This window comes from Streptomyces sp. NPDC002935, from assembly GCF_040611295.1.
Lineage (GTDB): Bacteria > Actinomycetota > Actinomycetes > Streptomycetales > Streptomycetaceae > Streptomyces.
Map to the genome: position 1 here is coordinate 85,314 of NZ_JBEXNW010000035.1, position 11,556 is coordinate 96,869.

An 11,556-nucleotide genomic window follows, 5' to 3' on the forward strand; every position below is an offset into this window, starting at 1 on the left:
CGGGCATCCCCCGGCGGCCGGACCGGCCGGCCAAAAGATGCCCGGGAATCAGGCAGTTCTCCAGCGTGAACCGAACGGTATCCGTCCCCTCGTCGAAAAGGGAAAAGGCACATGCTTCGAGCGTGGAATTCCGACTGCGATGTGGTCTCATGAGAATCCTCGTCACCGGCGGAGCCGGATTCATCGGCTCGCACTACGTACGGACCGTGCTCGACGGGGGATATCCGGACTCCGAGGACGCGCACGTCACGGTGGTGGACCAGCTGACGTACGCGGGAAACCGTGACAACCTCCCCGCCGCCCACCCGCGGCTCACCTTCGTACAGGGCGACATCTGCGACCGGGAGCTGCTGGGCGGTGTGCTGCGGGGCCAGGACGCGGTGGTGCACTTCGCGGCCGAGAGCCATGTGGACCGGTCCATCGAGAGCGGCGCCGCGTTCGTGCGCACCAATGTGGAGGGCACCCAGGCGCTGCTCGAGGGGTGCCTGGCGGCCGGCGTCGGGCGGGTGGTGCACATCTCGACGGACGAGGTGTACGGCTCCATCGAAGAGGGGTCCTGGACCGAGCACTCCCCGCTGCTGCCCAACTCCCCCTACGCGGCGTCCAAGGCGGCCTCCGACCTCATCGCGCTGGCCTACTTCCGCACCCACCGGCTGAACGTCTCCGTCACCCGCTGCTCCAACAACTACGGCCCCTACCAGCACCCCGAGAAGTTCATTCCGCTCGCCGTCACCCAGCTGCTCGAAGGACGCCCCATACCCGTCTACGGGGACGGCGGGCAGGTCCGCGAGTGGCTGCACGTGGACGACCACTGCCGGGCCGTGCACCGGGTCCTGACCGCCGGCGGGGCGGGCGAGGTCTACAACATCGGCGCGGGCACGGCGGTGACGAACCTGGCGCTGGCCCACCGGCTCGCCGAACTGTGCGGAGCGGGACCGGACATGATCCGCCACGTCGGCGACCGCAAGGGCCACGACCGGCGCTACGCCCTGGACCAGGGCAGGATCGAGCGGGAGCTCGGCCATCGGCCGCTCACCGGGTTCGACACGGGGCTGGCCGAGACCGTCGCCTGGTACCGGGACAACCCGCAGTGGTGGAAGCCGGCCAAGGACCAGGGCGGCCGGCGGTGAGCGCACCGGCACAGCTGGTGCCGCGGTCCGGGGCGGGGATCTCCGCACGGCTGGCCCGGTCGGCCGCGGCAGCCCAGGGCGTGCACATCGCCACGTCGGACGTGCCGGGCTGGCTGGAGGCGGTCCGGCGCTCGGGCGGGACGACGGTGCGCCGGATCCCGTTCGCCGAGCTCGACCACTGGTCGTTCGCGCCGGACACCGGCGACCTGCGGCACAGCAGCGGACGGTTCTTCACCATCGAGGGCCTGCACGTCGAACGGCCCGGCGCCCAGTGGCAGCAGCCGATCATCGTGCAGCCGGAGATCGGCATCCTGGGCATCCTGGCCAAGGAGTTCGACGGGGTCCTGCACTTCCTCATGCAGGCGAAGATGGAACCCGGCAACCCCAACCTGGTGCAGCTCTCCCCCACCGTGCAGGCCACCCGCAGCAACTACACCAAGGCCCACGGCGGGGCGGCGGTGAAGTACCTGGAGCACTTCGTGGAGCCGGACCGGGAGCGGGTGCTCACGGACGTCCTGCAGTCCGAGCACGGCGCCTGGTTCTACCGCAAACGCAACCGCAACATGATCGTCGAGACGGACGGCGACATCGCCGTGGACGACGCGTTCCGGTGGCTGACCCTGGGTCAGATCGTGGAGCTGCTGCGCCTGGACAACATCGTGAACATGGACGCGCGCACCGTGCTGGCGAGCGCTCCGGCGGCCCCGGCCGAGCCGCGGGCGCTGTCCTCCGACTCGGGCCTGCTGGCCTGGTTCACCGCGGAACGCTCCCGTCAGGACGTGCGCGTGCGGCGTATGCCGCTGCGCGAGGTCCAGGGGTGGCAGGCCGACGGGCACGCCATCGCCCGCGGCGACGGCAGGTTCTTCAAGGTGGTGGCGGTGTCGGTCCAGGGCGCGGGCCGTGAGGTCGCCGGCTGGACCCAGCCGATCATCGAACCGGTGGACGCGGGGATCGTCGGCTTCGCCCACCGGGTGTTCGACGGTGTCCCGCACGTGCTGGTGCACGCGCGCGTCGAGGGCGGTTTCCTCGACACCGCCGAGCTCGCGCCGACCGTGCAGTGCGCCCCGGCGAACTACGCGCATCTGGCGGCCGGGGACCGCCCGCCGTTCCTGGACCTGATGCTCAACGCCTCCCCCGGCCGCATCCGTTACTCGGCCGTCCACTCCGAGGAGGGCGGCCGGTTCCTCGACGCCGAGAGCCGCTATCTGATCGTCGAGACCGACGAGGCCACCACCCCGGCGCAGCCGCCCCCGGGCTTCCACTGGGTCACCCCCGGCCAGCTGAACTGGCTGGCCGGGCACAGCCGTTACGTCAACGTGCAGGCCCGCACCCTGCTCGCCGTCCTGAGCACCGGCGGCGCCGGCCGCCTGCCGCTGACCGCATAGGCCTTGCCCGTGAACGGCCTTGAGGCCCTGTCCGGCGCACCGGCGCCGGACAGGGCCTCAAGCCGCGAGAAGAGCGGGTGTGGAGCGGGTGGAGCGGGCCGGTCAGGGGGCGGCGGGGAGCCGTGTGGTCATCGGGGTCCACGTCTTGGGGTTGATGCGCCAGTCCACCGGCTCCTGCTTGGTGGCGACGTTGACGCGGTTCCAGAGGTTGACCAGACCGATGTGCAGGACCACCGCGCCCAGTTCCTGCTCGCCGAAGTGGCGGGCGGCCTCGGCCCAGACCTCGTCCGACACCGGTTCCTTGCGGCCCTCGATGCGGGTGGCGGCCTCGGCCAGGGCCAGCACGGAGCGTTCGGCGTCGGTGAAGCAGGTCTGCTCCCGCCAGGTCTCCACCAGCGGCAGACGGTGGTCCTCCTCCCCCGCCTCCTCGAACTCGCGCTTCTTGACGGGTATCTGGACCGGGCGGCCGTTGATCTGGCTCACCCGCAGGTGGATGAGCACGAGCGTCTGCAACGGCACGCCGACACTGTTGACGGCCTTGACCAGTGCGCGCATGGGCGGCAGAACATCGGGAACGACCAGCGACGGGTTGGGCATCCGCGGCGACATCTTCAATTCTCCTTCGCATGGGGATTCGGAAAAATTCTGCCCTCAGGGCCGTCCTTTTCCCGCGGTGACGGAATTTCGGCGGCCGGCTAATTCTTCGGGTGTCCGGCGGCCCGGGCAAGTGCTTGATGAAGTCGCCTGTCGGGTGTTTGCCCGCATTCCCATTGCACACCGACGGCGAAGGGGTGGCCGGTGACCTCGACGGCCTCGACCGTCCCGTCGCCGGCCCAGCCGGTGGCGGTGAGGCCGGCACCGAGCCGGTCCACGCCCTGGTGGTGGTGGCAGGCGGTCTGCGGCTCGGCCTCGTCCAGGACGCCGGCGATCCCGCTGCCCGGGCGCAGCTTGAGCGGGTGCCGGCCGAGGGTGAAGGCCTCGGCCGGCGGGCGGTGGCCGTCGTGGCCGGTGGTGTCCGACAGGTGCTGGTGCAGGGTGCCCCCGTGCGCCACGTTGAGCAGCTGCATGCCCCGGCAGATGGCCAGGACCGGCAGTTGGGCGTCAAGTGCCGCCCTGAGCAGGGCCAGTTCGGTGCGGTCGGCGTCCGGGGTCATCGCCCGGGTCGCCGGGTGCGCATCCTGGCCGTAGAGCACCGGATCGAGATCGGGGCCGCCCGGCACGAGCAGCCCGTCGAGCCGGCCCACCAGGTCCTGGGCGCCGGGCAGCAGCGGGAGCAGCAGCGGTGTGCAGCCCGCCTGGGACAGGAAGGCCACGTGCGACTGGAGCGCGAGGCTGACCGTCAGCTCGCTGCCCTGGAGCGTGACGGGCGCGGTGCGCGCGCAGATCCCGATCACCGGCCGCCTGACGGTGCCGCCGGCCGGATCGTTCGTGACTGAATTCATGACCACCCTCAGGGGTTTGCGGGTTCAACCGAGGAAAGTAAGCAGATGAAACAGGCGCTCGGGCGGGCGGCCGTCACGGCCAAAATAGCCATGGCGTGAAGTGGAGGCCATCGTTCAGAGCGGGGTCGGTCCGCGACTACTGAACGGAATACCTCTCCTGATACCACAGGCGGGTGGGGAGTGTTTTTTTTCCCCGGCGAACTCCCGCAGGCCATTCAACCGAGGTGACCATGATCGAGGCCAAGAACCTCACCAAACGCTACGGCGACAAGACCGCCGTGAACGATCTGTCGTTCACGGTCGAGCCAGGCCGGGTCACCGGCTTCCTGGGCCCCAACGGCGCAGGCAAGTCCACCACCATGCGGCTGCTGCTGGGACTCGACCGGCCCGACGCCGGCGAGGCCACCGTCAACGGCGTGCACTACCGCGATCTCGCGCAGCCCATGCAGGTGGTCGGCGCGCTGCTGGAGGCACGCGCCGTCCACACCGGCCGCAGCGCCTACGACCACCTGCTGTGCCTTGCCCAGACGCAGGGCTTCGGCAGGCGCCGGGTCGAGGAGGTCATCGAGCGCGTCGGGCTGGCCTCGGTGGCCCGCAAGCGGGCGGGCGGCTTCTCGCTCGGCATGGGGCAGCGGCTGGGCATCGCGGCCGCGCTGCTGGGCGACCCCGCGGTGCTGGTCCTGGACGAACCGGTCAACGGCCTGGACCCCGAGGGCATCCTGTGGATCCGCAACCTGATGAAGTCGCTCGCGGCGGAGGGGCGCACCGTGTTCGTCTCGAGCCATCTGATGAACGAGATGGCCGTCACCGCCGAGCACCTCATCGTCATCGGCCGCGGCCGGCTGGTCGCCGACTGCTCCACCGAGGAGTTCATCGAGCGCAGCACCGAGCAGTCCGTCCTGGTCAAGACCCCCGACGGGGTGCAGCTGGTGAAGCTGCTGCGGGCCGAGGGCGCCACCGTCGCCCGCACCGACGAGGGCGAGCTGGACGTGAGCGGGCTCCCGGCTCCGCGGATCGCCGAGATCGCCGCGGCCGGCGGCCTGGTCCTGCACGAGCTGTCGACCCGCCGAGGATCGCTCGAGGACGCCTTCATGGAACTGACCCGCGACGCCGTCGAGTACGACGCCGCCGCACCCACCGCCGGAGGCGTGAAGTGACCACCCTGAGCGCCCCCGCGCGCACCGCCGCCGTATCGCACCGGCCGAGTTTCGGGCGGCTGATGCTCTCCGAGTGGACCAAGATCCGCTCGGTCCGCTCCACGGTCTGGTCGCTGGCGATCCTGGTCGTGCTCACCCTGGTCTTCACCGTGCTGTTCATGGAGATGGGCGTCGCGAACTGGGACAAGAGCGATGCCTCCCAGCAGGCCGCGATGCGGCTCGACCCGACCGGGACCATCCTGGGCAGCGGCATCCTGCTCAGCCAGCTCGCGATCTGTGTGCTGGGCACGATGGTCATCGCCTCCGAGTACTCCACCGGCATGATCCGTGCCAGCCTGCTCGCAGTGCCCAAGCGGGTGCCGGTGCTGGCGGCCAAGGGCGCGGTCTTCGGGCTGCTGGTCCTGGCCGTGGGCGAACTGACCTCGTTCTCCTCCTTCTTCATCGGCGCGCCGATCCTGCACAGCAAGGCGCCGGTCGCGATCGGCGACCCGGGGGTCCTGCGGGCCGTCGTCGGCTGCGGTCTCTACCTGTCCCTGCTGGGCCTGTTCGCGCTCGCCGTCGGCGCGATCATCCGGCACACGGCGGCGAGCATCACCGGCGTCATCGCCTTCGTCCTGGTGATCGCCCCGATGGCCAAGCTGCTGCCCGGCAGCGTGGGCGAGCACGTCCACGGCTACCTCCCCACCGAGGCCGGCTACCTGATCACCCAGCAGCACCCCCGCACCGGCGACGTGCTGGGGCCCTGGCAGGGCCTCGGGGTCCTCGCGCTGTGGACGGCCGTGCTGCTGACCGTCGCGGCCGTGCTGCTGCAGCGCAGGGACGCCTGAGCTCCGCGCCGCCCGCGGCGTCGTGTTTCCAGAGAACGTCGACCTGCTCTCGACTGCAGCTAAAGACCCTCCTGCGACGCTCGTCGGCAGCGGCAGCAGAGAGGGAGTAACGGGAATGGCTCAGAGCAACGCGCAAGCCGTCTTGATAACGAGTTCATTCAGCCCCGTCCGGATGGAGGGCATCGATTCTTCGACCCGCGGCGAATTCGATCCGAAGAATTTCGAGAAACTGCCGGCACGCGATGTCCCCCTGACCGCGCTGTCGCCCGGGGTGTCCCTGCGCCAGAGCGGAACGGACGCCGCACACATCCAGCTCCTGGTCGACGCGGCGGGCTCGGCCCAACTGCCGCCCGTCCTCGTCCAGGTGGACGGCTGTCGCATCATCGACGGCCTGCACCGGCTGGAGGCCGCCCGGCTGCGCGGCGACGACACCATCAGGGCCCGCTTCGTGGACTGCTCCAACTCCGAGGCGCTCGTCATCGCCATGAAGGCGAACGGCGCGCACGGACTGCCGCTGTCGAAGGCCGACCGCGTCTCCGGAGCCCAGCGGGTCCTGTCCTCCCACCCCGACTGGTCCGACCGCGCCATCGCCGGCATCACCGGCCTGAGCGCCAAGACGGTCGCCTCGCTGCGCGAGAGGTCGGCCGGCGGGCCGCCGCTCGACGGCAAACGCATCGGCCAGGACGGACGGCGCCGCCCGGTGGACGCCGGCGAGGGCCGGCGGCGCGCCGCCCAGTACATCGCCGCCCACCCCGACGCCCCGCTGCGCCAGGTCGCCAGGGAGACCGACGTGTCGCTCGGCACGGTCCACGACGTGAGCGCGCGGCTGCGCCGCGGCGAGGGCCCCGAACGCGACGGACGCCAGAGCACCGCCCTGCGGCCGCAGCACGTACGCCCCGTGCAGCCGCTGCAGTCGATGCAGTCCGTCCAGGCGATGCAAGCGATGCAGGCGGTGCAGTCGGTGGCGCCGGCGGACCGCGCCGATACGGCGGCGGGCCCGGCCGGCACCCTCTTCGAGGGCGCCCCGCGGGTGCCGCTGCGGATGGCCCCGAGCATCGACACCGCGCCGCCGCACCGCAGGAACCACACCGACCCCCCGCCCACCTGGGCGACGGTGGCGGCCAAGATGGCCGCCGACCCCGCCATCCGCTACACCGCCGGCGGCCGGGAGTTCCTGCGCTGGATGCAGCTGCACGCCGCCGAGCCCGGCGAGGACTGGCGCACCCTGGTCGACGCGGTCCCGCCGCACTGGCTCGGCGTCATCGCCCCGATCGCCGAGCACATCGGCAGGGAATGGGGCCAGCTCGCCGAACGGCTCAGGACCCGCCAGGAACTGTGCCGCACTCCCCCGCCGTCACGGCCGTGACGAAGCCGGCGCCGCGGACGCCAGACGCAGGTGACCCGCGGCCCGGCGCCGTCCGGCGGCCCCCGGACGCGGCAGATCCGCCGGACTTGGCGGACCCGGCGGGCTCGGGGCGACGGAGGCGCACCCGGGGTGGGCCATGACGGTGGCCGGGGGTTCGAGCCCGGGCAGCGCGAGCAGGACCGGCGGGTCGGCCGGCCCGGCCGGGCGCAGACGCACCGCCGCGCTCGTCACCTGCCCGGCGGTGACCGTCACGGTCGCCGGACCGTGCCCGGCGACGAGCGAGGTCCGCCGCTCCTGCGCACCGGGCCCCACCCCGGCGGCCCGCGCCACCGCGAGCAGGTGCCAGCTCCCGCCGGGCACATCCGTCAGGGAGTAGCAGGACGGACGGCCGCTGGGCACGTCGACGACGACCGAGGCCAGGCACGGATGCTGGACGACGGCCGTGCGGAAGGCGCCCAGATACACGCGGGCGTTGCCGTGGCCCTCCGGCAGGCTGATCGTCCCCGCGACCGTGCCGCATCCGGGCCACGGGCCCGGCTCCGGCCCCGGCAGGCCCTGCTCCCCGTCCCGCGACAGCCGGCGGAACCGGCCCGGAGACACCCCGACACTGGCCGTGAAGGACTTGGTGAACGAACCCAGGCTGCTGTACCCGATCGCGAGGGACACCTCGGTGATGCTCATCGAGGTGCTCTCGATCAGCCGCTTGGCCTCGTGCATGCGGACCGCGGCCAGGAATCTGCCCGGAGTGAGCCCGGTCTCCGCTTTGAACACCCGCGTGAAATAGAAGCGGCTGAGCAGAGCGCTTTCCGCGATCTGTGCGAGAGTCAGCGGCTCGCCGCACCGCTCCCGGATGTATTCGATCGCCCTTTCCACCGCGTGGTCCATTCCGCACCTCAATCCGTCTTGATCCACCCAGCAGAGTGACCCGCCGGCGTCGCACCCCGCTCGAGAAACGCTGGGGATCCGCCACAGAGCCGGACGGCAACCGGCCCGGGACGGACGGATCAGACACCCGTGGTGCCGCGGGTACGCGGACGGACGGGGCGAACCGACAGCCGAACCGACAGGCGGGCGCGGGCAGGCGGACAGCGGACCGGGCCGGCTGACGGACGGACAGGCGGGGCACGCGGACAGGCGGACGGGCGGGGGCGAACGGGCGGGCGGACGGGGCGGGGCGGGACGGACAGGCGGGGGCGGCGGGCGGGGCGGGCGGACGGATCAGGAATCGAGAAGCCCCGTTCACCGGGCCGCCGCTAGCGTGACGGCCATGGACCTCACCCTTCATACGACCGTCCTCGCGTATGACGACCCGGACGCCGCCGTGGCCTTCTACCGCGGCGTCCTCGGCTTCGAGGTCCGCGGCGACGTCGGACAGGGCAGGGCGCGCCGGATCACGGTCGGCCCCGCCGGCCGGCCCGGCACATCGCTCCTGCTGGCGCCGGCCGGCGCCGGACAGGGGATCACCGAGGCGGAGCGCCGCACCGTCGCCGAGATGATGGCCAAGGGCACCTACGGCTGGATCCTGCTGGCCACCGAGGACCTCGACGCCACCTTCGCCACGGTGCAGGCGAGCGACGCCGAGGTCGTCCAGGAACCGCTCCTGCAGCCCCACGGCGTCCGCGACTGCGCCTTCCGCGATCCGGCGGGCAACCTCGTCCGTATCCAGGAGGTCCGCTGACCCCTCCGGCCCGACCCGCCCGCACCACTCCGCACCCCTCCGGCCCGACCCGCCCGCACCACTCCGCACCCCTCCGGCCCGACCCGCCCGCACCACTCCGCACCACTTCGCTCCGTTCCGTTCCCGGTGTCCGCCGGGGGTTCTCCCGGACCCGCGGTGAAAGGAGTTCTCATGTGCCATCCCGCATGGCGGCGTGCCCAGATCGCCGCGCAGCACCTGCGCGATCTGACGCAACTGCGCCGGGTCCGCGACCGGATCGACCGGGAGTACACGCGGCCGCTGGACCTCGAGGCGCTCGCCCGCGACGCGGACCTGCCGGCCGGGCACCTCAGCCGGCAGTTCCGCCTCGCCTACGGCCAGTCGCCGTACGCCTATCTGACGGCGCGGCGCATCGAGCACGCGATGGCACTGCTGCGCCACACAGACCTCGGCGTCAGCGAGGTCTGGCGCACGGTCGGCTGCCCCTCGCCGGCCGTGTTCACCGCCCGCTTCACCGAGCTGGCCGGCATGCCGCCCGCCCGCTACGCCCGCCGCGCGCCCGGCAGGGCGCCCGGGACGGCGGGGCACGCGAGGCACCCGGCGAACGGATCGAGCAGGAATGAAGAAGCCACCGCGGCCGCACCGCTACTAGCGTGATCGGCATGACTTCCATCGCATCCATCACCCTCGAGGTGGCCGACCCCGCGGCCGCCCAGCACTTCTACACCACCGCCTTCGGCCTGGGCTCCCAGGTGCGCCTGCGGGCCTCCGAGACGCCCACGACCGGCTTCCGCGGGTTCACCCTGGCGCTCACCGTGTCCCAGCCGGCCGACGTCACCAGCCTCATCGACGCCGCCCTCAAGGCCGGCGCCACGGAGCTCAAGCCCGTCTCGAAGTCGCTGTGGGGCTACGGCGGTGTCGTGCAGGCCCCGGACGGGACGATCTGGAAGGTCGCGACCTCGGCGAAGAAGGACACCGGCCCGGCCACCGGGAAGATCGACGAGATGGTGCTGCTGCTCGGCGTCGAGGACGTGAAGGCGAGCAAGCGGTTCTACGTCGAGCAGGGCCTGAGTGTCGGAAAGAGCTTCGGCGGCAAGTACGCCGAGTTCACCGCGGACGACTCCAGCCCGGTCAAGCTGGCGCTCTACAAGCGCCGCGGCCTGGCCAAGGACCTCGGTGTCGCCGACGACGGCAGCGGATCGCACCGGCTCGTCCTCGGCAGCTCGGCCGGGGCGTTCACCGACCCGGACGGGTTCGCCTGGGAAGCCGCCTCGCTGAGCTCCACGTCCTCCTCCTGACCCCCGGGCCTTCGGTCCGGCAGTCGCCAGACGGGGCGCAGCCGCCTCGCCATCCGGCCCGCCCTTACCAGCCCGCGCCGCCCGGCGGCCGCCTGTACGGCAGCGCACGGCTGAACTCCCGCCAGGCGAGGCGGAGTTGTCCCGCCGCCGGGTGTGACCGGTCGGCTCGCCCCGCGGCCCGCCCCGGCCCGCCCGGCCGCCCCGGTCTGTCCGGTGGGTGGGGCAGGGCGGTGGTGTCGGCGGGAGGGCTCCGGCCGGGGGTCTGCGCGGCTAGCGGGTGAGCAGGTGGGCGAGTTCGCCGGCGCGGGGATGGGCGAGGAGTTCGTCCAGGCGCAGGGTGCGTGCGCAGCGCGCGTTGAGTTCGCGCAGCAGGCGCATCGCCACCAGCGGGTGGGCGCCCGCCTCGAAGACATGGACGCCGGGGCCCGGGGCCTCGGTGCCGAAGACGGCCCGCCATGCCTCCTGCACGACCTGGGTCTGCGGTCCGTCGGGCCAGGTGGCCTCGGCGGCGGCTGCGGAGCGGGGCCCGGCGTCGTCCGCCATCCGGGGCAGGTCCGCGTCCGGCAGTGCGGCGACGATGTCGGCGATGGTCGTCGACTCGTCGTCCGTGCGGGGCAGTTCGCGCAGGAGCCGGGCGCACAGGCCGACCAGCCGGCCGGCGTCGGCGTCGGCGATCCGGCCGCGGTCGTGCACGGCGGTCAGGACCAGGCCGCCGTCGGTGTCGGGGGAAGCGAGCAGGGTGACGGGGAAGGCGCTGGGGAACCCGGCGGCCTGCAGGGGTCCGACGCTGATGCCGTGTGCGGCCAGGGCGGAGTCCAGGGCCGGGGAGGAGCGCGGGCGGTTCTCGAAGACGATCAGGCTCTCCAGGAGTTTCTCGTCGGCCCCGCGCCCGCTCCACTCGTGGATCTGTGCGGCCGACACCCACTCGTAGGCGGCCATGTCCAGGGCCTGGTCCCGCAGTTCGGCCAGCAGCCGGGGCACGGAGTGCTCCGGGTCGACCCGGACGATCACGGGCAGGGCGTTCATCAAAGGGCCGGGCAGGCGCTCCACGGCGTCCAGGGCGATGCCGCGGCCGGACACGCAGACGCCGAAGCCGACCGGGTCGGGCCCGTGGGCGCCGCCCGCCCGGTACAGCAGCAGGGCCCACACGGCCTGGAGCATGCTGGACTCGGTGGCGGCACGGGCGGCCGCCCAGCGACGGAGCCGGTCGGTGGCCGCCCGGCCGAGGCGGGCCTGCGCACGGCCCCAGCCGTTCTGGCCGGTCGCGGGACCGGCCGGCGCCGGCCGGGTCGCC

General features: G+C 72.6%; 12 protein-coding genes. 8 read left to right on the forward strand and 4 right to left on the reverse strand.

Going from position 1 to position 11,556, the window contains the following annotated elements; genetic code table 11:
* Positions 1–149: 149 nt before the first annotated feature.
* Both rfbB and ABZX90_RS34830 read left to right on the forward strand, forming a co-directional pair.
* A complete protein-coding gene (gene rfbB / locus ABZX90_RS34825; protein WP_351125790.1) occupies positions 150–1,130 on the forward strand; it encodes a dTDP-glucose 4,6-dehydratase in 981 nt (326 codons plus the stop codon).
* A complete protein-coding gene (locus tag ABZX90_RS34830; RefSeq protein WP_355211698.1) occupies positions 1,127–2,515 on the forward strand; it encodes an NDP-hexose 2,3-dehydratase family protein in 1,389 nt (462 codons plus the stop codon). Before rfbB ends, ABZX90_RS34830 begins: the two co-directional genes overlap by 4 nt.
* Positions 2,516–2,617: 102 nt before the next feature.
* Here ABZX90_RS34830 and ABZX90_RS34835 read toward each other — a convergent pair whose 3' ends face one another.
* Together ABZX90_RS34835 and ABZX90_RS34840 are read right to left on the reverse strand one after the other, a co-directional pair.
* On the reverse strand, positions 2,618–3,124 hold the full coding sequence (locus ABZX90_RS34835; RefSeq protein ID WP_351125794.1) for a carboxymuconolactone decarboxylase family protein: 507 nt from the start codon (positions 3,122–3,124) through the stop codon (positions 2,618–2,620).
* An 86-nt stretch (positions 3,125–3,210) separates the two neighbouring features.
* Positions 3,211–3,957 carry a gamma-glutamyl-gamma-aminobutyrate hydrolase family protein gene (locus ABZX90_RS34840; protein ID WP_355211701.1) on the reverse strand — a complete coding sequence of 249 codons (747 nt, stop codon included), beginning with the start codon at positions 3,955–3,957 and terminating at the stop codon, positions 3,211–3,213.
* 230 nt (positions 3,958–4,187) lie between these two features.
* Here ABZX90_RS34840 and ABZX90_RS34845 point away from each other — a divergent pair, with 230 nt between their 5' ends.
* The 3 genes from ABZX90_RS34845 (at position 4,188) to ABZX90_RS34855 (ending at position 7,307) form a co-directional block, all read left to right on the forward strand.
* Positions 4,188–5,114 (forward strand): ATP-binding cassette domain-containing protein, encoded by a 927-nt coding sequence (locus tag ABZX90_RS34845; protein ID WP_351125925.1) that lies wholly within the window; start codon positions 4,188–4,190, stop codon positions 5,112–5,114.
* Positions 5,111–5,941: an ABC transporter permease gene (locus ABZX90_RS34850; RefSeq protein ID WP_355211704.1), complete on the forward strand. Its 831-nt coding sequence runs from the start codon at positions 5,111–5,113 to the stop codon at positions 5,939–5,941. Before ABZX90_RS34845 ends, ABZX90_RS34850 begins: the two co-directional genes overlap by 4 nt.
* A gap of 172 nt (positions 5,942–6,113) precedes the next feature.
* A complete protein-coding gene (locus ABZX90_RS34855; protein WP_355211707.1) occupies positions 6,114–7,307 on the forward strand; it encodes a ParB N-terminal domain-containing protein in 1,194 nt (397 codons plus the stop codon).
* Here the strand turns inward: ABZX90_RS34855 and ABZX90_RS34860 are convergent.
* Positions 7,296–8,192 carry an AraC family transcriptional regulator gene (locus tag ABZX90_RS34860; protein WP_355211710.1) on the reverse strand — a complete coding sequence of 299 codons (897 nt, stop codon included), beginning with the start codon at positions 8,190–8,192 and terminating at the stop codon, positions 7,296–7,298. The genes ABZX90_RS34855 and ABZX90_RS34860 overlap by 12 nt on opposite strands.
* A 382-nt stretch (positions 8,193–8,574) precedes the next feature.
* On the opposite strand from ABZX90_RS34860, the gene ABZX90_RS34865 reads away from it, so the two are divergent.
* From ABZX90_RS34865 to ABZX90_RS34875, 3 genes are all read left to right on the forward strand, one after another.
* Positions 8,575–8,985: a VOC family protein gene (locus ABZX90_RS34865; protein ID WP_351134581.1), complete on the forward strand. Its 411-nt coding sequence runs from the start codon at positions 8,575–8,577 to the stop codon at positions 8,983–8,985.
* A gap of 171 nt (positions 8,986–9,156) precedes the next feature.
* A complete protein-coding gene (locus ABZX90_RS34870) occupies positions 9,157–9,621 on the forward strand; it encodes an AraC family transcriptional regulator (protein ID WP_355211714.1) in 465 nt (154 codons plus the stop codon).
* 5 nt (positions 9,622–9,626) lie between these two features.
* Complete coding sequence (locus ABZX90_RS34875; RefSeq protein WP_355211717.1) at positions 9,627–10,262, forward strand: glyoxalase; 636 nt, start codon at positions 9,627–9,629, stop codon at positions 10,260–10,262.
* Between the two features lie 270 nt (positions 10,263–10,532).
* Here the strand turns inward: ABZX90_RS34875 and ABZX90_RS34880 are convergent.
* Positions 10,533–11,556, reverse strand: a 1,024-nt coding sequence (locus ABZX90_RS34880) for a condensation domain-containing protein (protein ID WP_355211720.1), incomplete at its 5' end; no start/stop codon positions are given.

Bases quoted from the DNA above. Each gene is read 5' to 3' on its own strand.
- ABZX90_RS34845 (WP_351125925.1), top strand. From the start codon at position 4,188: ATGATCGAGGCCAAGAACCTCACCAAACGCTACGGCGACAAGACCGCC.
- ABZX90_RS34855 (WP_355211707.1), top strand. From the start codon at position 6,114: ATGGAGGGCATCGATTCTTCGACCCGCGGCGAATTCGATCCGAAGAAT.
- ABZX90_RS34875 (WP_355211717.1), top strand. From the start codon at position 9,627: ATGACTTCCATCGCATCCATCACCCTCGAGGTGGCCGACCCCGCGGCC.
- rfbB (WP_351125790.1), top strand. From the start codon at position 150: ATGAGAATCCTCGTCACCGGCGGAGCCGGATTCATCGGCTCGCACTAC.
- ABZX90_RS34865 (WP_351134581.1), top strand. From the start codon at position 8,575: ATGGACCTCACCCTTCATACGACCGTCCTCGCGTATGACGACCCGGAC.
- ABZX90_RS34860 (WP_355211710.1), bottom strand. From the start codon at position 8,192: ATGGACCACGCGGTGGAAAGGGCGATCGAATACATCCGGGAGCGGTGC.
- ABZX90_RS34870 (WP_355211714.1), top strand. From the start codon at position 9,157: ATGTGCCATCCCGCATGGCGGCGTGCCCAGATCGCCGCGCAGCACCTG.
- ABZX90_RS34835 (WP_351125794.1), bottom strand. From the start codon at position 3,124: ATGTCGCCGCGGATGCCCAACCCGTCGCTGGTCGTTCCCGATGTTCTG.
- ABZX90_RS34840 (WP_355211701.1), bottom strand. From the start codon at position 3,957: ATGAATTCAGTCACGAACGATCCGGCCGGCGGCACCGTCAGGCGGCCG.